The organism is Ensifer sp. BR816, from assembly GCF_000378985.1.
Taxonomy (GTDB): domain Bacteria; phylum Pseudomonadota; class Alphaproteobacteria; order Rhizobiales; family Rhizobiaceae; genus Sinorhizobium.
Map to the genome: position 1 here is coordinate 196,069 of NZ_KB905372.1, position 21,115 is coordinate 217,183.

The window sequence follows — 21,115 nt, forward strand, 5'->3', positions numbered from 1 at the left end:
ACAAATGGAAATGAATAACGCTCCCAATGTTTTTGATGGGACGCAGCGGCGAAACAACAAGACGGAGGATTTCAAGGAATGTACAATTGGCAACTTAGCCGCCGTGCGGCTTTGAAAGCGATGCTGCTGGGATCAACTGCGCCGTGGATTCTGAACTCACGGGCGGCTGCTTCGTCGTGCGTTGATCACATCGTGCGCCTTGCCGCGATTGCGGCTCCCGACACAATGAACCCATTTGCCACCTGGGGCTCGTTTTGGCCGCTGGTCTTCACTTATGATTACCTCGTCGGCGTTGATGCCCAGCGCAATCCTGACCGGAGCGGATTTGCCAAGGAGTGGTCGGTTGCCGACGACAATCTCACGTGGACCTTCAAGATCTGGCCTGGCATGAAGTGGTCGGACGGCCAGCCCGCCACGGCCAAAGACGCCGCATTCACCTACAATTATCTTCGCGGCTCCATTGGCAAGCCCGACGAGTTGAACGTTGGTGTTAACAACACTGACGGCTTGGAAAACGTCGATTCTATCACTGCCGTCGATGACGAAACGTTGCAAATCGTAACCAAGCTTCCTACACGCTGGCCTATCAACAACTTCACTGCGATCGTCCCCGAGCATATCTGGAAGGACATCAGCTACGCGGACGCGCGCAGCGCCTTTCGAAACGATCCGCCTCTGGTGGGCACAGGCCCCATGGTCGTTTCCGAGTTTCAGCAAGGACAGTTCGCGCGCCTTTCGCCCAATCCTTATTTTCGTACCGGTCAACCAAAGACGGCCGGGATGGTTTTCCGCTTTTTCAACACCGCCGATCCCATTGCCCAGGGTCTGAAGAGCGGTGACCTCGATTATGGCCTCAGCCTGACTGCTGCACAGTGGGAGGACCTCTCCAAGGATCCTGCAATCGTAGTCGGTGAATCGCGAGTTGAGCAGCGAAACTATCTCGCTTTCAATACCATCTCAGGGGAAGGGATGGGCAGTACTAAGGCCCTGCAGGATTCTGCGTTTCGCGATGCGATCGGCTATGCGATCGATCAGCAGGCCATCGTGGATCGAGCTTTGCGCGGACATGCCGACCCTGGCGTAGGATTGGTCATGCCCACGGCCACCGACTATTTTTCCGATCTGAGCGACATTAAACGTCACTTCGATCTTGCCGAGGCCGCTCGGCGGCTCGATGCTGCCGGTTATCTTGATACAAACGGCGACGGCGTTCGAGAGGACAAGGAGGGCAAGAGGATCCAGCTCGAGCTGATAACGGGAAACGCCTCGGGTGCGCTGGAAATGCCGATTTCCGCCGTGCAACTTATTGCTGGTTGGTTGGGGGAAATTGGCATCCCCGTTTCGGTGACGCAACTCGACTCCGGCGCGCTGAACGCCCGTATGGCAGCCCCGGCGAATGGCGGTGGAGGCTGGGATTTGCTTGTTAGCGCCAGTTGGTTGACTCCTTTTCCTCACGACATTCTCAGCTTAGGTAGTAGCAAGCTCATAGGCACCAGCAACGCTGCGTATTGGTCAAATGACAAGTTCGATGAGCTTCTGTCGCAGACCGATGCCACCATCGATCTGAAAAAGAGCCAGGAGCTCGTTGATCAGGCGGTGCGTCTCATTTACACGGAAGCTCCCTACATCATGCTGTGTTACCCCCTCGTCCTCGAAGGTCGACGCACGGAGTGCTTCGAAGGATGGGGGACGAAGGACATGATGTCGATGTTCAGCTACTTTCCGTTCGATCGACTGAGGCCGATCTGAAGTGAGTACCAACGACAGGGAGGTCGCATGAGCCGGCGCATCGGGGCCATATTCCTCAGGGCGATGATGACGCTCCTGATGGTGGCGACGCTAAACTTTATACTGTTCAGGGTCATTCCAGGTGACCCTGCATCGCTTCTGCTTGGCGGGGCTCGCATCAGCGTGACGGCCGAGCAGATCGAGGCGCAGCGCCAGAGCTGGGGCCTCGACCGGCCGCTATTCCCGGACCAAGTGGTCGATTACTTGTCGGCAACTGTCCATGGTGATTTTGGCTACAGCTTCAAGTTCAGGGGCAGGCACGTCGCTGACCTGATCTTGGAGCGGTTGCCAGCCACCATCGCCTTGGTCGGTCTAGCCCAATTCATCGCAATTCTGTGCGGGGTTATGCTCGGCGTGTATGCCGGTTGGCGCAGAGGAGGAGGAATCGACCACGTCGCCACTGGAGCCTCTCTGGCGCTCTATTCCACGCCCTCGTTCTGGCTGGGCATGCTTTTGGTGGTAATCTTCAGTACCGCATTGGGTTGGCTTCCGGGCTATGGTGCATCTTCGCCCGGCGCGACTATTGGTTTTGTTGCCTGGTTGCTCGATTACCTGCGGCATCTCGCGCTTCCAGTCTTTGCAGTAGCCCTTGGGCTAATCGGCCAATACGTGGTGGTAGCGCGTGCTGCGATGAGTGATGTCGTCACGGAGGACTACATGGTCACAGCACGGGCTAAGGGTCTCACCAACGGTCAGATGCTGATGCGTCATGCATTTCGCAATGCGATGCTGCCGGTCGTGACCTTGGTTAGCCTTAATCTCGGTTACGTCGTAGCAGGCGCCATTACTGTCGAAGCCGTGTTCGCATGGCCGGGGATAGGCGGCCTGACGGTGGAAGCGCTCAATGCGCGAGACTACCCCGTCCTTCAAGGCGTTTTCCTGTTGCTCGGCGTCTCCATCGTTATCGCAAACCTAATCGCCGATCTTGCTTACGGCCTTCTTGATCCACGAGTGAAACAATGAGCGAAGGTACAGTTCAATCTCTGTCGCGGATCCGAGCGCGAGCAATTAAGGGTTTTTTGCGCCAACTCCTTGGTCATGGCGGCGCGCAGCTTGGCCTGGTTTGTCTGGTGTTCTTTGTCGCCGTAGCAGCTATGCCCAATATTTTGGTGGGACCGCTTCAGACTGCGATCACTGCAACCGGCGATTTCCTCGCACCACCATCAGGCCAGCATCTGCTGGGGACCGACGACGTGGGGCGGGACGTGCTCAATCTGGTTGCACACGGAGCCCGGATTTCTCTCACGATCGCGCTGCTGGCGACTGTGATAAGCCTCATCGTTGGAACGATTGTCGGAATAACGGCGGGCTACTTCGGTGGCTGGGTTGACGTCTGGCTGATGCGCTTGACGGACTTCTTCTTCGTTGTTCCGTCCTTCGTCCTCGCGCTGGTCATTACCCCGGTGGTTCTCGAGGTCATGGGACGCGGCGGAGAAATCCTTGGCTTCCGTCCTTCTCTCTTTGTGATCATTGTAGTCATCGGCTTGACGAGCTGGGCTTTTATCGCACGTGTAATTCGTAGTCAGACACTATCGCTTAAGGAGCGAACGTTTGTTGATCGAGCGCGGATTGCGGGCAGCAGCGATACCAGCATCATGGTGCGGCACATTCTGCCCAATCTCGTGCCACAAATCGCCGCCAATGGTGCGCTGGTCGTCGCCAACGCGATCTACATCGAGACTTCGCTCTCCTTTCTGGGCTTGGGCGACCCATTACAACCTTCATGGGGAACGTTGCTTTCCCTCGCTCAGCGCGCTGGTGCAGCCAGCGTTGGTGCCTGGTGGTATCTAGGCGCGCCTGGCATCTGCGTGCTGATGGTGTCTCTTGCTTTCGTGCTGATTGGCAATGCGCTCGACGACACCTTCAATCCCCGCCGGAGGGTCATTCCATGAGCAATACGTCTAAAAACACCACGCCTCCGCTCCTGATTGTTGATGGGCTTACTGTTGACTATGGAACGAAAGGTGTTTCGTTGCGTGCAATCCACGACGTGAGCTTTGAGCTTCGCGCCGGAGAAGCTGTTGCCCTCGTCGGAGAATCCGGCAGCGGAAAGACCACGACGGCAATGGCGATTGCTGGCCTGTTGTCGCCCAATGCACGCGTCGCCGGTGGCGAGGTACGCTATCGCGGCAGTCCACTGCCGATCGACGACGATGCGGCGATGCGGCCGCATCGCTGGAGTGAGACGTCCGTGGTATTCCAAGGGGCCATGAATGCGCTTAACCCGGTCCACCGCATTGTAAACCAGATCGCCGAACCATGCGTGCTGCATGGCATGTCCCGTGCCGAGGCAATGGCAAGGGCGAGGGAACTGCTTGAGCTCGTCGGTATTCCTGCCGATCGTGGTGCCGCTTACCCTCACCAACTGTCTGGTGGTATGCGCCAAAGGGTGATGATCGCAATGGCGTTGGCTTGTCGGCCTTCAATTGTCATCGGCGACGAGCCGACCACTGCCCTCGATGTAATCAATCAGGCGCAGGTTCTCAAGCTGCTTGTTGATCTCCGAACCAAGTTCAATCTAGCGCTGATTTTGATCACGCACGATTTGTCTGTGGTCGCGGAGTCATGTGATCGCGTCATGATCATGTACTCCGGGCGCATCGTTGAGGATGGGTCCGTTGCCGACATCTTCGCCGAGCCCAAACACCCTTATACGCGGCTGTTGATGGATTCGATCCCGAATCCGGCGGAGGGAAAACGGATGCTTCGGCCGATTCCGGGAGATCCTCCTACGTTGATGAAGCGCCCTTTAGGGTGCGCTTTCCACCCGCGGTGCCCGTCTGCGATGGCTATTTGTGCAACCGAAGCTCCTCACCTCAACGCGTACGGGAAGGGCCGCGTGGCCTGTCATCTTCATAATTCGTTGGCTCCAGCAGATAAGGTTTCCGTCAATGCCTGACAACGCCGACATCCTGCGCTTAGAGAACCTGCAAGTAAGCTTTCCGATGCAAAGCGGGGTGTTTGACAGCATTTTGGGACGGCCCAAGGGGGTCGTTCGTGCCGTGGACGGGATAAACCTCAACGTCAACCGCGGTGAGATTGTTGCGCTTGTCGGAGAATCGGGTAGCGGCAAAACAACGGTTGGCCGCGTTATCACCAAACTCGTCCAGCCGACGGGCGGAAGGTTGCTGTTCGACGGTGAGGATATGACCACAACGCATGGTTTTTCGACCTTGCGTCCCTACAGACACCGCGTCCAGATGATCTTCCAGGACGCTTATCAGGCGCTCAATCCGCGCCATACCGTCTTCGATGCGGTGGCAGAGCCGTTGCGGTCATTGCGCTTGGTCGAAAACCGCGCCCAGCTCACCGAACGCGTCAGCGAAGCCCTTTCAACCGCGGGGTTGAACCCTCCCCAGGAGTTCTTCGCGCGCTTTCCGCACGAACTGTCCGGCGGCCAGCGCCAGCGCGTCGTCGTAGCCGGCGCGCTTGTCGTGAAGCCGGACTTTATCGTCGCCGACGAACCAGTGTCGATGCTTGATGTATCCATCCGGGCACAGATCCTCCAGGCGCTGATCGATCTGCGTGACAAATACCGCTTGGCGCTGCTGTTTATCACGCACGACCTGCCGCTCGCGTGGCTGATCGCCGACCGGATTGCGGTCATGTACCTTGGCCGGGTGGTGGAGATCGGCAGCGCCGATGACATCACGTTGTACCCCCGCCATCCCTATACGGTCGCGCTGCGAAACTCGACGCCCCAGGTGCGCCGTGATGCAGGGAGCGGCGGCATTCAAGCGTTGCAGGGGGAGGTGCCGAGCGCCGCCCGCGTCCCGAAGGGCTGTCGTTTCCATCCGCGTTGCCCTCTCGCCTTCGATCGCTGCCGACAGGAGGAGCCGTCGGCCATCGAAGTGGGACCGCAGCACCTGTCAGCGTGCTGGCTGGCAAAGTGAAGGTTGCCTGGCGCTACTCAGAACCTCTTCAGCACCCAAGGAGGAAATTACCTGAAGGATACAGTGGGAGCACCAACCGAGGGAGGTACAGTATGTCGGACGTTGCGCCAATCTTGCCGTCCGTGCCGGCAAGCATCCATGCTTCAGGCGAAGGGTACCAGCGCCTGTTACCTACCGTCAATATTTCAATGCATGAAGGCGTTAACCTGTCGGCCGGACTCTACCTGCCTGTGACCGAACCCTCCATCTAGCCGTGGCAGATCGAGGGCGGTAACTATCATCCGGCAAATCACCGCGTTTCGCAGCAGAGCGAACGTCGTTGGGGGGTCTGGGGTGGGTTTTCTAGGTTGCATTGTCTCTGAGACTTCAAATACCCACCGACTTGGAGCAAGCGTGTTTGCAGCAACGGATAGGACAATCGATATCACATCACACGCCAATGATCACTGACATGAAATTTAGTCCTTGGGTCCGGTATCGCGTCGGTTGCGGTCATGCAGCTGGGGCGGATAGCGGAGTTCGCCCCATGCATCTAAAAATAGCAAAGTCATGACTTCCCTGTGCGTTGAGCGCAGTTTTGAAACATATTGACGCGAACCGCGCCTCTTACCTCGACCGTCTGATTGAGTATCTCCGCCATCCCAGCATCAGTGCCGAGAATGTCGGCATCGCCGAGGTCGGCGCGTTGCTTGTGGGGATGCTCAACGGGATGGGGCTGGAGGCCGGCCTAGTACCGACGGCAGGGCACCCCATGGTGGTGGCACGCTGGGAAAAGGCGCCGGGAAAGCCGACCGTGCTGCTCTATGGCACTATGACGTGCAGCCGCCCGACCCACTCGACAAATGGCTTTCGCCTCCCTTCGACCCCATCATCCGTGACGGGCGAGTCTATGCGCGTGGAGCTGGCGACAACAAGGGGCAGCATTTTGCAGCAGCATTTTGCGCAGATACTGGCAATAGAATCTCACTTGAAAGTTCATGGCGCGTTGCCATCAACGTCATCTTGTTGTTGGAAGGCGAGGAGGAGATCGGCAGCACCCACATCGCCGATTTCGTGCGTACCAACAAGGATAACCTAAAAGCTGATCTTGCTGCCACTGCCGATGGCCCGCGCCATGCAAGTTGTGCTCAACTTCGGTGGCGTGGTGCCCAATCCAATCTGGACGCGGCCTTTATCAACGAAAGACAGCAATATACTTGCTAACCAAGGGTTGCCATGCGATTCTTCGGACGTGACCGAAGGAGATGAGAATGGCGGAAACGATGCTTAGCGCTTACCAACATTCGGACCGCGGAAGATATGATCGTGGCCTTTCGCGATGAGGAGCAGTGTCGGAGATTGCTGGAAAGCATGGTGTGGCCGGGTGGGAGAGTTTGCCCTGCCTGTGGTTACAAACGCTCGATCGCGATTGCCGGGCGCGATATGGGCAAGCGGCGTGCGCGTCCGGGTCTCTATCAATGCTCCAACGGCGATTGCCGGTTCCAGTTCACGGTGACGACACACACGCCTCTGCATTCCACAAAGCTTCCTTTGAGTGTCTGGCTGAAGGGCATGTGGCTGATGCTGCAGTCGGATAAGGGTTTGTCCTCGGTGCGCCTGGCCGAGGCTCTGGGGGTGAGCCAACCCACGGCCTGGCGGATGGGACACGCGTTGCGTCTCATGGCGGCGCGCGAGCACATGCTCGATGGCACGGTGGAGATCGATCATTTTCATCTCGGTGGGCGACCGAGAATAAATCCGGACGATCCACCGCCTGGACGGGGCCGAAAAGGTCTGCCGAACACGCAGAAGACACCGGTCATGGTGATGGTGCAGCGACCAGATGACGTGACACCCGGCACTCCGGCCGGTGACGCCCGTGCTGCGGTGGTGACTGGCCTGTCGCTACGTGCAGCGGCGCGCGCCGCTGGAACGCAGATCGAGCCTCATGCCTGCTTGATGAGTGATGAGGCGACAGCGTTCATAGCCCTTGGCGAGACCTATGCCAGCCATGACACCGTGAAGCATTCCAGCCGCGAATACGTTCGGGACGCCGTTCATGTCAATTCGGTCGAAGGTTTCAATTCCCGTGTCCGTCGCACAATTGCCGGCGTCTTTCATCATATCAGCCCGCAGCATGCCGACCTGTATTTCCACGAGATTGGCTTCCGCTGGTCGCAGCGCATTGTTACGGGCCAGGCGCTGCGGAAAAGCCGAAATGGCAGGGAACGCATGAAAACCCTGTGGTCGCGGGTGCCGCCGGCGCTGCAATTGCTGCAAGTCTTTCGCGTGGCTACCGGCCGCCAAATGCGCAGAAGCCCGGATGGTGGGATCATCGTCAAATCAGCAGTCGCTGTCTTTGGTTGATAAAGGCCCTGGACGCTGGTGCACCTGCTCGGTACCATGAAGAACGAGGCGGGCGAGATCACCATCGCCGGCTTCCACGATGGCATCGAGCCGCGCCGATGTGAAGTTCATCGCGATGGAGAACATGGCCCCATCAAAGACGCCTATTGCCTCGCACTTCACCCTGCCGCTGCGCCGCGCCTTTGTTGCAGCGCAGGGGGAAGAGCCCCTACTTATCCCAGCAGGGTTTGGCAGCCTGCCCAACTACGTCTTCTCCAAGATCCTCGGAATTCTTGCCTTCGACACGCCTTACGCGAACCACGATGAAGCAAACCACGCGCCGAATGAAAATCTGACACTTGACTGTTTCTATAGCGGGATTCGCACAGGTGCTGCATTACTAGATGAGCTTGGCTCCTTGCGCTCTGGTCAACCTTTATGAATAGCGCAGCCGATCCATACGTAAAAAGTTGTTTCGCAGCTGAGATGCGCTTGACCTTCCCCGGAGCTGATTTGGAAGTTAACGTGACGCCATGCTGCCGACGAGCCGTGAAGAGGGATAGCTCGTATTAATTCAACTAAAGGACGTTGCAGCAAATGCCAGGCCAACCTATCCAAGAGGGACGTGGAGAGCCGCCGCCGGGCGTAGCCTTCGCGGCCGAGATCATCCCAAATCGGTACTCACGTACAAAAGGGCACTTCGTGCGAACGACCTTTTGTAGAACAGTTTGTCCGGCTGACCACCAAATCGCGGGAGGACAGAAAGGCTCATCTGCGAGAGCTTCGCCCCCACGGTCTTCCACGAGCGCATGGAATTCCTCTCCCTCCTCACAACGGAAGCTAGCTGGCGCGATGCTCGCACGAATCGGGCGTCCGGCCGGTGCCAATATCCCAGTAGAAGCCGGCCATGAGGCGGAGCGCCTCGCGGACCAGGATTTTCGGCAGGTGCTCGTTCGGGGCGTGTTGAGAGCACCCCGGATAGGAATGCGGCACCCATATGGTGCGCAGGCCGAGGACCGCGGAGAAGATGTCATTCGGCAGCGACCCTCCAATGTTCGGCAGGATGGCCGGCTTCTTGCCAGTCGTAGTAGCAATGGAGGCAACCGCCCACGTCACCCAAGGATCGTCCGGATCGAGCCGTGTCGCGGGGAAGATCTCATCGCTGCTCTTGGTGACCTTCACCATCGGCAATCCGTGTCGAACTAGATGGCGGCGGAGTGCCGGCAGCACCGTGTTTGGATCGACGCCAACGACGAAATATAGCTGGCAACGTGCCCAGGCGTTCGGCGGCACGGCGTAGACCGGCGTTTCCGGGATGCCTGCCTTCATGGCAAGCACATAGAATGAACTCCAACCGAAGACCTGCTCGGCAGGCGTGAGGCCAGGCTCGCCCCAGTCAAGATCAATGGCCGGCCCGTCCGGACCGCCGTCCATCTCGCAATCGGCGAGAACGCGGCGCACGACCTCCGGCAGCTCATTTGGCACCCATTCGTGTATGCGGATTTGGCCGGTCGGAGAGACGATCGTGGAAATGGCGTGAGCAAGTTGGATGGCGGGATCGGAGAGAAGTCCGCCCCAGTTGCCGGAATGATGTCCGCCCTCGCGAGCGGTGATCGACATGTCGAAGGACAGGCCGCCGCGCGAGCCGAGGAAGACAGTTGGCCGTTCAGCGCTAAGGCGGGGTCCATCCGAGGCGATCAGAAGGTCCGCAGCAAACAGTTCCTTGTGGATTTCGCAGAGCTCCCGCAGGCCGGGTGAGCCCACCTCCTCGCCCATCTCGATCAGATATTTTACGTTAAAGCCCAATCTGCCGCGCGTCGCGATCACGGCCTCCAGCGCCGCAATATTAATCGTGTGCTGGCCCTTGTTATCGGCGACGCCGCGGCCGTACCAGCGCTCGCCCATTTCCGTGAGCACCCAAGGGGAGAGTTCATCCTTCCAGTCGCCGTCGAGGCCGCGTTGGACGTCGCCATGGCCGTAGCCGAAGATTGTCGGAAACGCGAGATCTTCGATGCGCTCGGCGTAGAGGAAAGGGAAGGGCGCCATTGGGTGCGTGAGGAGGCGGCAAGCAAAGCCGAGCGCCGCTAGAGCCGGCACCATCTCCTTCTCGAGATAGTCGTGAAGCACGGGCGCGCGTTCGGGATTCTGGCTTTCCGTCGGCATTGCGACGCGGCGTGTCAGATCCCTCTCGAAGCCGCCCGACTCGAAATAACTTTCAGCCCGGGCGATGGCAGCATCGCGGCTCATGGGGAGGCTCTCCTTTACCTTATTGTTCAACGTCGCATAAGTCTGCGAATTTAGGAGAGCGGCGCTCGGACCACGCCGCCAATCCTTCCCGCGCATCGGGCGACGAGAGACTTTCGAAGAATTCTCTGTTGATCGCTTTTGGACTGGCGTCACCGCGACAGATCGAATTAAGCGACGCCTTGAGGCCACGAAGCGAAGTCGGAGAACGCTGAGCGAGCATTCCAGCAACGGCGTTCAATCGAGCCTCGAACTCGTCGGGCGCACAGACCTCATGGAGAAAACCGATCCGCAACATCGTTGCAGTGTCTACCTGCTCGCCCAACAGAAACAGTCGCTTTGCTTCAGACAAGCCCAGCCGCTCCACGTATCGCCGGAGACCGGAATAGTAGTATTGAATGCCTAGTCGAGTTGGTGACATCTGCAGACCACTGCTTTCAATTCCGATGCGGAAGTCGCACGCCAGTGCCAAGTCTGTGGCTCCTCCGTAGACGCTGCCGTTGACGCCGCAGACTGTCGGAAACGGCAACGCTTCGATCAAATCACACATGACCGCAAATGCGGTGGTGCACTCCACAGATCGAGGACTGGATAGAGTGCCGAGGTCAAATCCGGAACTGAAGCTGGGTCCGCGAGCCGTAAGAATAAGTACCCGCACGCCCTTCTGTCCCACGAGTCCTCCCAGCAGCTCCGACATGGTTTCAATGTCGGCAGGCTCGAACCGATTGTGTTCCTGTGGCCGGTTCAGTTCGATCCGCGCCGCCCCTTGAGACACGGCTAAACTAGGTGGCCCCGACGTTCTTGATAAGGGATTTTCGATCATAACTGTTTTATTGCTACTAAAAAAAATATCTGTCAATCTGAAAAATATGTAGACTTGCCGTGGAGCATATTGCGAAGGGCGAGGAGTGTTCCTAAGAAGGAATGCACTTGCTCGTGGGTCTCGCTCGATGAAAAAGAAACCGTATCGCACCGAAGAGATCGCTAAGTGGATTCGCCATAAGATCGAGTCAGGGATATTTCCGCCAGGCTCGCGGTTGGAGGAACGGCCGCTGTCAGAACAGTTCGGCGTTTCAAAAACGCCTGTGCGCGAGGCGCTCATTCAGCTTTCCTCGCTCGATCTGGTTGAACTTCGTCAGCGTCGGGGTGCTATCGTCAAACGGCTAAGCGTCGAGCAGGTGATCTCGTTGTTTGAAGTTATGACCGAGTTGGAAAGTATGGCAGCTAAGCTCGCTGCCTCGCGTATGTCGGTCGATATGCGCGAGGACCTGGCGAATATCCACCGCAGCAGTGAGGCATACGTTCCGAACGAAGATTTCGAGAAGTACGACGCCGTCAACACGGAGTTTCACGAACTGATCTACCGCGGTGCGTGCAACGACTATCTGGAGGCGATGGTAAAGGACATCCGCAGTCGCTTGCGCGTGTATCGCAGGTACCCATTTCAGAAGCGAGGCCGCATCCGCCAATCGTTTTCCGACCACGCCCAGATCCTCGATGCGATTTTGAAGGGTGACGGTGAAGCGGCCGGGGCTGCCATGCAAGATCACCTCAATGTCGGCGGACGCGTGTTCGCCGATTTGGTTGTCGAGATGAGACAGCACTCCTGACGAAGGGCGATCTTCTGCGATGAGTGTCTGCCTGGGGCTGCAGGACCCGCGCTTAGCGCCAAAGTGAAGCCTGAACTGTTCTGAAAGCGGCCGCTCTTCACACGCGCGCTTGGGGAGGAGTTCGACTCGATCTCGTCGTGACTCCGACAGGTGTCGTACTGCTTTCTCCCACTTAACAAAACCTCCCAGAACGTCCGCCCACCCGCGCTTGCATTTATTTAAACCTCTGATATTTTTTTTAGCGATAAAACATCTGCAGAACACGTCCGCCGGAGAGGCCGCGCAGTCCGTTCACTTTGATGCTGGAGAACCTATCGTGAGTAATCTCTTCGACGCTTTTAGGCTGACCGATCGAGCGGAACGCGTCGCTATCGTCCTTCAGAATGGTATCAGTGTAACCTACAAAGATCTGGCTACGCTTGCCGGGCGGATTGCCCGCAATCTTGATGACATAGGTGTAGCGCCCGGCGACCGGATCGTGGCTCAGGTCGAGAAGTCACACCTCGCCCTCGCTCTCTTTCTCGCATGCCTCCAACGCGGGGCCGTTTTCGTCCCCGTGAACACGGCATATACATTGCAGGAAATCAGCTACTTCATCGACGATGCCCAACCGAAATTGGTCGTCTGCGACCCGGAGAACTTGTGTGTCATCAAGAGTACGGTGGCGACTGTCGATCCAATTGTCCTGACGCTCGACGGCGATGGGAACGGTTCGCTGGCTGATGGGCTTAGCACGGCGACATTCAACGTCGAACCGCGAGCCCCCGACGACTTGGCAGCTATCCTCTACACCTCGGGTACGACAGGCAGACCCAAAGGGGCAATGCTGAGCCATGCCAACCTCGGGTCGAATGCTCGTGTTCTAAAGGACATGTGGCGCTTCACTCAAGACGACGTCCTGCTGCACGCTCTGCCCATCTACCATGCCCATGGGCTTTTCGTCGCCTGCAACGTGCTCCTTCTTGCAGGTGGCAGCATGATTTTCCTACCCAAGTTCGAAGTCGAGAAAGTGCTCCAAGCCTTGCCCAAGGCGACGACGATGATGGGTATTCCAACCTTTTATACGCGCCTGCTGGCGGATGAACGTCTAACGCCCGCTCTGGTCCACCACATGCGCCTGTTTACATCTGGTTCCGCTCCGCTGCTAGCCGAGACTCACGTTGCTTGGAAGCAACGTAGCAGCCACGCCATCCTTGAGCGGTACGGCATGACGGAAACCGGAATGATTGCATCAAATCCCTATGAGAGCGACCGGATTGCCGGCACTGTTGGCATCGCCTTGCCAGGAACGGAGGTGCGAGTGGTTGATCAGGAGAACGGCCGTGAAGTGCCACGCGACAAAATCGGGATGATTGAAGTCAGGGGCGACAATGTGTTTAAAGGATACTGGCGATTGCCCGAGAAAACAGCGACAGAATTTCGTCCCGATGGCTTCTTCATCACGGGCGATCTGGGAACCATGGACGAGCGCGGATATCTGCGTATCGTTGGCCGCGGCAAAGACCTCATCATATCCGGCGGGCTCAACGTCTACCCAAAGGAGGTGGAGACGGAAATCGATTCCCTCGACGGTGTTGTCGAAAGCGCCGTGTTCGGCGTTCCCCACCCGGATTTCGGAGAGGCCGTTACAGCAGTCGTCGTCACCAAAAAGAACTTCTCCATGAGTCAGGCCGACATGCTCAAAGTGCTGGCAGTTCGCCTTGCGAGATTCAAGCTGCCGAAAAACATACTCGTTGTTTCAGAATTGCCCCGCAACGCTATGGGCAAGGTGCAGAAAGCCGAACTTCGCCGACAATATCGGGGCCTCCACAGTTAGCGGCTGCCAAAGTGAGGTGGACACCTCGAACTACTGAATCGCAGGCTCGCCGAATTTGACGATCGGTTCGGTCTATGATTTAGGGCTCCGCTCTGGTTTGCTCGGTTAGCATGCTCCAATCAATCAATACAGCACTGCCCCGAACGCGGTACAGTGCTGCGCTGGCATGGATGGGCAGCCGGCACTTCGCTGAACTGCGGCGACTGATGCCGTAGAAACAGCCGCCTGCTATGTCTTAAGCTGCTGCTTTGCCTTGAGGGCGTTCTGGTTACGGCGGTTACCGTTTCCGATCGAGACCCCGTGGGGGCGTGGAGATGCTGACGACGGCGAAGCGATGAAGATGGAGAGCGCTGTGCGCCGAGGGCGTGCGCCCGTCAAGCAGAAGGCCGATAGGCGGGCACGTCCTCGGCGCACAGCGATCGCGGCACCTCATCAGCGGTTGGAACGCCGCCACCGCGTCAGAATAATGTGCCTCCTTCCTGCTGGACCTGACCGTCAACGCCACTCGAGCGCTTCGTTCGTGGCTCCGTCCGTTTGACGATGGTCACTATACATGAAACTCTGAAACAAGATATTCCGACGAAACCCTCTGACAAACAAAATGCACGCGCTAAGAGAGCGAAGCTGATACCGCCTCAGCAAGTAGATTTCGGTCCCCGCGGATCGATAGGTGTGGTCCGGCGCACGTCCAAAACATCCTCCAGAACTTTGGCGCCGGCAAGCAACTGAGCCTCGCAACCCGGCGAGGCCACCATTTGCAAACCAACAGGAAGGCCGGACTCAGTGAAGCCGCACGGCAACGACAGCGCTGGGCAACAGGCTAACGTAATCGCATAGGCAATACTGACCCATTGAACGTAGTTATCAAAGATTTTGCCGGCACATTCGCTAACAAAACGATTTTCTACAGGAAACGGCTTGACGATGGTCGCGGGCGTCAAGAGCAGATCGTATGTCTCGAAAAATTGCACCGCACGCGCAGTCATAGCCGCGCGCTGCATCTCGGCCCTCTCGACCTGTGCAACCGTGAGCCTCAAACCCTCCTCGATATTCCAGATGACCTCTGGTTTCATTAGTTCGCGATGCTCCGGGAGTAGCACTTCCATGCCCACGTAGTCTAACGCTCGCAGTACATGGAAGCACTCATGCGCTTCGCCAAAATCCGGATGCGTTTCTTCAACGATCGCGCCTGCTTCTGCAAATCGCCCTGCTGCCGCGCGTGTGATTGCAGCGACTTGCGGATCAACAGGCGTGATCCCAAGATCAGGCGAATAGGCGACGCGTTTGGGCTTTTTGCCTGAGCGAGCGGCCGAAAGGAACGAGTTGGTCAGCTTCGGTAGCGACAGCGGGTCACCCGGGTGTTGGCCGCTCATTGCATCTAGCATCAAAGCCACATCTTCAACATTGCGCGCCATCGGTCCGGTCAAGCCGAGCGTAGCGTCGACCTTACCCTTTGGCGTACGTGCCACCCGACCAATGCTGGGCCGAAGACCTACTACGCCGCAGAAGCTTGCCGGATTCCGCAACGAGCCCCCCATATCTGAGCCCTGTGCAAGCCATGCCATGCCAGTGGCGAGCGCTACTGCAGCACCGCCGGAAGACCCGGCGGCGCTGCATGATGTATCCCAGGGATTCAGTGTCGCGCCGAACACCTTGTTGAAGGTATTCGCACCGGAACCGAATTCTGGCGTGTTCGATTTGGCATAGATCAATGCGCCATTTTCCTCCAGACGCTCGACCAAGATATCTGAGCACACCGGGATGTTGTCCCTGAATATCGGTGAGCCAAAGGTGTTGCGCACGCCAGAGACGTCCGTGAGGTCCTTGATCGGCACCGGCAGCCCCGCCAAAAGCCCGCGGTCGGCTCTGGGCTTTTTCATGAGTTCCATTGCTGATTTTCGCGCACGGTCGAAGCATAGGATCGGTAAAGCATTGACTTTGCCATCGACGTCCGAGATCCGCTTTTCCAAGGCATCCAACAGGTCGAGTGGCGTCACCTCACCGCTTGTTAGCTTCACAACGATTCCGCACGCACTTTCCCCGATCAATTCCTGCTGACTCACCTTGATTACTCCACTCTTTCGTACGCTGGCCACAGACAGAGACCGCTCAGAGATTTCCATTTGAAAATAGTAACACCGCCACCGGCCCCCTCAGTGCCCGCTGAGTGAGCATAGCTGCGCCAAATTTGCGGTTTGCGCTAATTACGATCGATGAACGCAGGAAATCAGCGTTCCGTATGCGGCGTCTCCGCCCCATTGATTTTGCGGTTGCAACGGTGATGTCGATCGCTCGCGGAAGGTTTTGTGAGCTCGTCGGGGAGTCCCGGACGAGCTCATTGTGAGGCGCTGATCCGTTGCGCATAGGCCCAGGGCATGAGGGCGTCGATGTCTTTGGCGAGGTGGCCATTGGCGAGGCTGGTGAAGAGATCGCGCAGGTAGGCGTAGGGTTCAACGCCGTTCATCTTGCAGCTTCCGATCAGGCTAGCGAAACGGGCCCAGTTACGGCCGCCTTCATCGTGGCCGGCAAAGAGCGCATTGCGGCGGTTCATGGCCGGGCTTCTGATCGCGTTTTCGACCAGGTTGGAGTCAATGTCGACGCGGCCGTCGTCCAGGAACAGCCGGAAGCCATCCTGACGTTTCAGCATGTAAGCCATAGCTTCGCCGAGGTCGGACTTGCGTGAGACGCGCGCGGCCTGAGCTGCCAACCGGGTGAAGAACTCGTCCACCAGCGACGGGACAGGTTCTGGCGGACAGCCCGGCGATGATCGGGATCACAACCGCGGATGCTGTCCTCGATCTTGTAGACGGCGGCGATGCGCAACAGTGCCTCGTCGACGATGGGTGACCCCTTCTTGGGCTTGGCCTTGATCAGTTTTCTGCGGCCATGCGCCCAGCAGAAGGCCAGCTTCAACGGATCGCCGCCCGTGCGGTCTGGCGTAGCAAGGTGCGAGTAGCCACCGTAGGCGGTGGAGTGGACGCCCCCCCGACGGCATCAAATGTGCCAGAGTGCGGGTGCGCTGTATCCATACGCCGGGAACCGCGGAACTGGGTCGCGTGCGCGGGCAATTGCTGATGTATGCTGCGGATAAGATTCAAGCGGTGATCTGAGGAGAGGCTTTTTCGGCCTGGCGCAGTCTCTTCCACTCCCATGGGAGCAGTTCGTGCAAGCGGGAGACGGGCAGATCGGCGATGCGGGCGAAGACATCGGCAAGCCAGGCCTTTGGGTCGACATCGTTGAGGCGGCATGTGGTGATGACGGTCAGCATGACGGCGGCACGATCGGCCCCACGCTGGGAACCGGCGAATAGCCATGCCTTTCTTCCCAGAGCCATTGCCCGTTCATTCTGCCCATGTCGGTCAGGAATTGGAGGTTCATTACCGTTGGCATCCCTATTTTGGCCGCAAGGTCAGTGTGCGGCGGGTAGAGCATCGAGCGACGGGCCAATTTTTTAAGGTGCAAGGTCCATCGGGTCTCGTAGTTTCGATGGCTGCCTGGATGCTTGATCCGGTGGTTTGCGCCGGGATGACGCTGGGCGCGCCACAGGTCGATCTCTTGGCATTGTCCGATCTGAAGAGGCTGGTCACGGTAGCCGCTGCTCCCCCAAACTCCCAACGCGATAATGGAATCGCTTGGGAGAAAGTCGATGAAACAGCACGACGCGCCCGCGCTGACCTCGGGCAGACAGATGAGCCTGATATTCGAACCTCGCCGGCTGGACGGGATGAACGAAGCGGACCGGGCGAAGGTCGTTTTGACGCTTGCCCAAGTCCTGATGCAAGCCGCCGGCATCCGGGTCGAGGAGCTTGCCGATGACAAGCGCTGATCTGCTCCCGGCGACCGTGCTCCAGCGTAAGGCAGTCGTCTATGTGCGCCAGTCGTCGCAGTCCCAGGTCATGACCAATCTGGAAAGCCAGCGACGCCAGTATGATCTGGTCGACATCGCGCGCAAGTACGGCTTTGCCGACATCGAGGTCATAGACGACGATCTCGGGCGATCCGCGAGCGGAACGGTGGCGCGGCCCGGCTTCGACCGTCTGGTCGCTTGGCTCTGCGCGGGTAAGGTCGGGGCCGTCCTGTGCTTCGACGCGTCGAGGCTCGCGCGCATCTGCTGAGCGTGGCGCGTTCCTTCGTCAACCACTCGCGCATCTCATCGAACAGCGGCTTGCTCTTCTGTTGCCGCACAGCCAGTCGTTCTTCAGCGCTCAAACCGTTGATCTGGCGCTCGATTTCGAACAACTCGTCATAGCGCTTGACGGCTTCCAATGCGATCGGCGAGATCGGCTTGCCTTTGCGCTTGTGATCCCGAGCATTTTTCTGGATATCGGCCAGGGCAAAGAATTTCCGACGCGCATGCGCATGGCAAAAGGCAAAGGTGATCGGAACCGTCTTTGTCGCGGCGACAGCGAGCGGCTCGAAGCCATTGTAGCAGTCGCTCTGTAGAATGCCGCCATACGCGGCCAAGTGCCTCTGCGGATGCTCGCCGCGCCGATCACTCGACGCATAATAGATCGCCGCCGGCGCAGCCGCTCCCCCGAACGGCTGGTCGTCCCGGATGTAGCTCCATATTCGCCCGGTTACGCATTTGCCCTTGGCCTGGATCGGGATGGTCGTGTCGTCACCATGCAATCGCTCGGCCCCGAAGACATGCTTCTCGATCAGGTCGTAGACCGGCATGAGGGCCGCCGTTCCAAATCCGACCTGATCGGCCAGCGTCGAGGTCGACAGGTCTATGCCCTCACATTTGAACCTTGTGCTCTGGCGGTTCAGCGGACTGTGCATCCCAAATTTGTCGAAGACGATCGTCGCCAGCAGATGCGGACCAATGAAGCCGCGCGGCGTCGCATGGAACGGTGCTGGCGCCTGGCTGATCGCCTCGCAATCGCGGCAGGTAAATTTCTCCCGAACCGTCTCGATCACCTTGAAGCGGCGCGGTATCTCCTCCAGTGTCTCGTTGACATCCTCGCCCAGCTTCGACAGGCGCGAGCCGCCGCAGCAAGCACAGATGGTCGGGGGATCGATCACCACGCGCTCGCGCTCGGCATCCTCCGGCCAGGGTTTGCGCACCGGCCGTTTGCGTGCGAACGAACGCACACTCGACGTTCTGGCGGCAGCAGCCTTGGCCGCCACTTCATCCTCGGTCGCGGCCATCACGAGTTCTTCGAGCTGTAATTCCATCTGGTCGATCAGACGCGCCGTGCGCTCGGATCTCTGACCGCGCAGTTCGCGCCGGAGCTTTTCGATCGCCAGTTCCAGACTGACGATCAGCGCCTCACTGTCCGACAGCATGGCCTGCACATTGGCGGCCTGCGCCACCGCGATGTCCCGCTCGGCGACGACCGTGTCGCGCTCGGCGGCAACGACATCACGTTCAGCCTGCAGCATCTCACGCTCGGAAAGCAGCGCCAGATAGGCGCTCGCGAGGTCCGCAGGGAGATCCACAGGCTTCGATATCATGAAGCCATTCGATCAGATTCACCCAATATTTTCAATGCAATAATGCTACCCGACCCGTGTCGGACGAAAGGTTTCCTGCGGATGGCGCCAATCAATTCCGGACAACAAATAAGAAAGCTGCGCAGGCGATATCGCGATCGCGCCACCTTCTGCAGACGGCCAGACGAACCGGCCGCGCTCCAACTTTTTTGTAAAAAGGCAGCTCCCCTGGCCGTCACTCCAGATCACTTTTATCAGCGATCCGCTGCGACCGCGGAACACAAATAGATTGCCGTCCAGAGGGTTCAGTTTCAGCACCTCCTGCACCCGCAACGCAAGGGATGGAAACCCACACCGCATGTCGGTATGGCCCGTTGCAATCCACACCCGCACATTTTGACCGGAAGGAAGCGTGATCACCGCAACGTCTCCAGCCCCCGCATGATCCGCAGCAGCGCCTCAACGTCGACGCTGCCGTCCACGACCACACGACGGCCATTCGCCGCAACAATCTCCATGCGGCCGGAAGGAGATGCCACCGGATGCTCCATCGCAGCAGGTGGAGTGACCTGCTTCACCGGCACAAAAGTTTCCGGCATCACGAACGCCGGCACAAAACCGTCGGTTTGTTTCTGGCTGTGCAAACCCTGGCGTACCGATTTGCGCCAACGGTTCAACAGGGAACGGCTGATGCCGTACTCACGAGCCGTGGCCGACGCACGGCCTCTCCCCGCAAAGCTTTCTGCGACAATCCGCAGCTTCTCATCCTCAGTAAAGCGACGCCGCCGACCGGTGTTGATCACCTCAAGACGGCTCACCCGAGACCCGCTGTCTCCTTCAAAAATCTCCATGTTGGCAACTGTCCTTATGCATGGGAATAAGGACAGGGTCTGAACAGTTTTACTCAATATTCATAGGCGGTCTCGCTCGGACGGATACGTTGTACAAGGATCATCGGCGTGTGCAAATTTTGCCCAGATCCCTCAATGCCTCCCAAGGCAACTTGGCTGTCGTCCGACATGGTTCGGCGGCAGCCATTTTTTATACCGGAGAAGCAAGGTCAGAGGCATGGAACTACGCAATAGATCCATGGAGGACCGATGGATCTTCGTAATCACCGAACTCGGCGGCGGGGTACGGCGACTGCCCACAACGGCAGATTGGCCGCCTCTGGTGGATCCGCATCCTTGTTTCGAGCGCGTCCAGTTCGTCGAAGCCGGTTTGCCCGGTTTGCGCGGCAGGGTGAGATATGGGCTGCGGTTTTCGCCTTTGACCTCTTCGATGCAGCCGGGCGCCGCACCGGGATGGAATGATCTATCTCGGGTGCCTGCACGGGTACGTACATCGCGGGAGCGTCATCGTCTCTTCCGGTTGCGGAGGGACATTCTCAGTAGGTAACTAGACCGTATGTTCGCCTGAGTTGAAGGTGGCCCGCCCCGCAGTAAGTAGAAACGGGGGTTGCTCTGGATTGGCCGGAGCCGAGCCCCATACTTAGGAGGCGAGCCGTGGAAGAGTATAGCGACGTTTTTGTTGGATTGGATGTGAGCGCCACGAACACCCCACCTTTTCTTGTTTCGCTTGAGGCTTGAGGATCTGCCCTTTGATTTGGAAGGGCAGATTGGATGGACGACGAGAACGATAGTGCCATGCTCAGAGCCAGGTTTGAAGCCAGGCACCAGGACAGCTACCGCCGGGTTGAAGTGATCACTGGTGAACGTCGGCGACGGGACTGGTTGCCGGAAGAGAAAGACGAGATACTGCTGGCATGTGCCGAGCCCGGTGTGAACATCTCGGGGGTGGCGCGCCGGTATGGTGTCAATCGCGGCCTCCTGAACAAGTGGCGGAAGGCTGCGGGTCTGCCGGTCGGCAGGCGTGGCGGTAGAGGACTGGATGTTCCGGTTTTCGTTCCGGTGACGATTTCGGACGAAGTGGTTGAGGCGCAGAGCGTCGACAGCAGGTCCGATGTTGATACGAGCCGCATCGAGATCGAGCTTGGCGGCGGG

At 58.4% G+C, this 21,115-nt stretch carries 16 protein-coding genes and 5 pseudogenes; 13 read left to right on the forward strand and 8 right to left on the reverse strand.

Going from position 1 to position 21,115, the window contains the following annotated elements:
• The first annotated feature begins 78 nt into the window (after positions 1-78).
• The 8 genes and pseudogenes from RHIBR816_RS0133460 to RHIBR816_RS0133495 all read left to right on the forward strand — a co-directional run bounded on the left by RHIBR816_RS0133460 (position 79) and on the right by RHIBR816_RS0133495 (position 8,448).
• Positions 79-1,749 (forward strand): ABC transporter substrate-binding protein, encoded by a 1,671-nt coding sequence (locus RHIBR816_RS0133460; protein ID WP_026187724.1) that lies wholly within the window; start codon positions 79-81, stop codon positions 1,747-1,749.
• A 27-nt stretch (positions 1,750-1,776) separates the two neighbouring features.
• Positions 1,777-2,751, forward strand: a complete 975-nt coding sequence (locus RHIBR816_RS0133465; protein WP_018240950.1) for an ABC transporter permease — start codon at positions 1,777-1,779, stop codon at positions 2,749-2,751.
• Positions 2,748-3,680 carry an ABC transporter permease gene (locus RHIBR816_RS0133470; RefSeq protein WP_018240951.1) on the forward strand — a complete coding sequence of 311 codons (933 nt, stop codon included), beginning with the start codon at positions 2,748-2,750 and terminating at the stop codon, positions 3,678-3,680. Before RHIBR816_RS0133465 ends, RHIBR816_RS0133470 begins: the two co-directional genes overlap by 4 nt.
• Entirely contained in the window at positions 3,677-4,687 is a 1,011-nt protein-coding gene (locus RHIBR816_RS0133475; protein ID WP_018240952.1) for an ABC transporter ATP-binding protein, read from the forward strand. The genes RHIBR816_RS0133470 and RHIBR816_RS0133475 overlap by 4 nt, the downstream gene beginning before the upstream one ends.
• Positions 4,680-5,681, forward strand: coding sequence for an ABC transporter ATP-binding protein (locus RHIBR816_RS0133480; RefSeq protein WP_018240953.1), 1,002 nt, complete (start codon positions 4,680-4,682; stop codon positions 5,679-5,681). The genes RHIBR816_RS0133475 and RHIBR816_RS0133480 overlap by 8 nt, the downstream gene beginning before the upstream one ends.
• 816 nt (positions 5,682-6,497) lie before the next feature.
• Entirely contained in the window at positions 6,498-6,884 is a 387-nt protein-coding gene (locus tag RHIBR816_RS36980) for a M20/M25/M40 family metallo-hydrolase (protein WP_026187725.1), read from the forward strand.
• Positions 6,885-6,931: 47 nt separating this feature from the next.
• Positions 6,932-8,027, forward strand: a pseudogene (locus RHIBR816_RS0133490) (IS1595 family transposase).
• Positions 8,028-8,106: 79 nt separating this feature from the next.
• A complete protein-coding gene (locus tag RHIBR816_RS0133495; RefSeq protein ID WP_026187727.1) occupies positions 8,107-8,448 on the forward strand; it encodes a hypothetical protein in 342 nt (113 codons plus the stop codon).
• Positions 8,449-8,846: 398 nt separating this feature from the next.
• On the opposite strand, the gene RHIBR816_RS0133505 is transcribed toward RHIBR816_RS0133495, so the two are convergent.
• Positions 8,847-10,253: a M20 family metallopeptidase gene (locus RHIBR816_RS0133505; protein ID WP_018240955.1), complete on the reverse strand. Its 1,407-nt coding sequence runs from the start codon at positions 10,251-10,253 to the stop codon at positions 8,847-8,849.
• Positions 10,254-10,272: 19 nt separating this feature from the next.
• On the reverse strand, positions 10,273-11,073 hold the full coding sequence (locus RHIBR816_RS0133510) for an enoyl-CoA hydratase/isomerase family protein (RefSeq protein ID WP_034817638.1): 801 nt from the start codon (positions 11,071-11,073) through the stop codon (positions 10,273-10,275).
• Positions 11,074-11,200: 127 nt separating this feature from the next.
• Between RHIBR816_RS0133510 and RHIBR816_RS0133515 the strand changes: the two genes are divergently transcribed.
• Positions 11,201-11,860 carry a GntR family transcriptional regulator gene (locus RHIBR816_RS0133515; RefSeq protein WP_018240957.1) on the forward strand — a complete coding sequence of 220 codons (660 nt, stop codon included), beginning with the start codon at positions 11,201-11,203 and terminating at the stop codon, positions 11,858-11,860.
• Positions 11,861-12,173: 313 nt separating this feature from the next.
• On the forward strand, positions 12,174-13,676 hold the full coding sequence (locus RHIBR816_RS0133520) for a malonyl-CoA synthase (protein ID WP_052522791.1): 1,503 nt from the start codon (positions 12,174-12,176) through the stop codon (positions 13,674-13,676).
• A 635-nt stretch (positions 13,677-14,311) separates the two neighbouring features.
• Here the strand turns inward: RHIBR816_RS0133520 and RHIBR816_RS0133525 are convergent.
• The 3 genes and pseudogenes from RHIBR816_RS0133525 to RHIBR816_RS0133540 all read right to left on the reverse strand — a co-directional run.
• Positions 14,312-15,739 (reverse strand): amidase, encoded by a 1,428-nt coding sequence (locus tag RHIBR816_RS0133525; protein ID WP_026187730.1) that lies wholly within the window; start codon positions 15,737-15,739, stop codon positions 14,312-14,314.
• Positions 15,740-16,011: 272 nt separating this feature from the next.
• A pseudogene (locus RHIBR816_RS35225) lies at positions 16,012-16,646 on the reverse strand (IS66 family transposase); the annotation flags it as partial.
• Between the two features lie 124 nt (positions 16,647-16,770).
• A pseudogene (locus RHIBR816_RS0133540) lies at positions 16,771-17,016 on the reverse strand (transposase domain-containing protein); the annotation flags it as partial.
• A gap of 306 nt (positions 17,017-17,322) precedes the next feature.
• Here RHIBR816_RS0133540 and RHIBR816_RS0133545 point away from each other — a divergent pair.
• Entirely contained in the window at positions 17,323-17,502 is a 180-nt protein-coding gene (locus tag RHIBR816_RS0133545) for a hypothetical protein (RefSeq protein WP_018240897.1), read from the forward strand.
• Positions 17,489-17,782: pseudogene (locus RHIBR816_RS36990) on the forward strand (recombinase family protein); the annotation flags it as partial. The gene RHIBR816_RS0133545 and the pseudogene RHIBR816_RS36990, both read left to right, overlap by 14 nt.
• Position 17,783: 1 nt before the next feature.
• Here the strand turns inward: RHIBR816_RS36990 and RHIBR816_RS35230 are convergent.
• The 3 genes and pseudogenes from RHIBR816_RS35230 to RHIBR816_RS0133555 all read right to left on the reverse strand — a co-directional run.
• Positions 17,784-19,133: pseudogene (locus RHIBR816_RS35230) on the reverse strand (IS66 family transposase); the annotation flags it as partial.
• Positions 19,134-19,178: 45 nt separating this feature from the next.
• Positions 19,179-19,532, reverse strand: a complete 354-nt coding sequence (gene tnpB / locus RHIBR816_RS36995; protein ID WP_018240762.1) for an IS66 family insertion sequence element accessory protein TnpB — start codon at positions 19,530-19,532, stop codon at positions 19,179-19,181.
• Positions 19,529-19,963 carry a transposase gene (locus RHIBR816_RS0133555; RefSeq protein WP_018240763.1) on the reverse strand — a complete coding sequence of 145 codons (435 nt, stop codon included), beginning with the start codon at positions 19,961-19,963 and terminating at the stop codon, positions 19,529-19,531. The genes tnpB and RHIBR816_RS0133555 overlap by 4 nt, the downstream gene beginning before the upstream one ends.
• A 771-nt stretch (positions 19,964-20,734) precedes the next feature.
• Here RHIBR816_RS0133555 and RHIBR816_RS0133560 point away from each other — a divergent pair.
• Positions 20,735-21,115 (forward strand): transposase (locus tag RHIBR816_RS0133560; protein ID WP_018240960.1); only part of this gene is annotated, 381 nt, incomplete at its 3' end.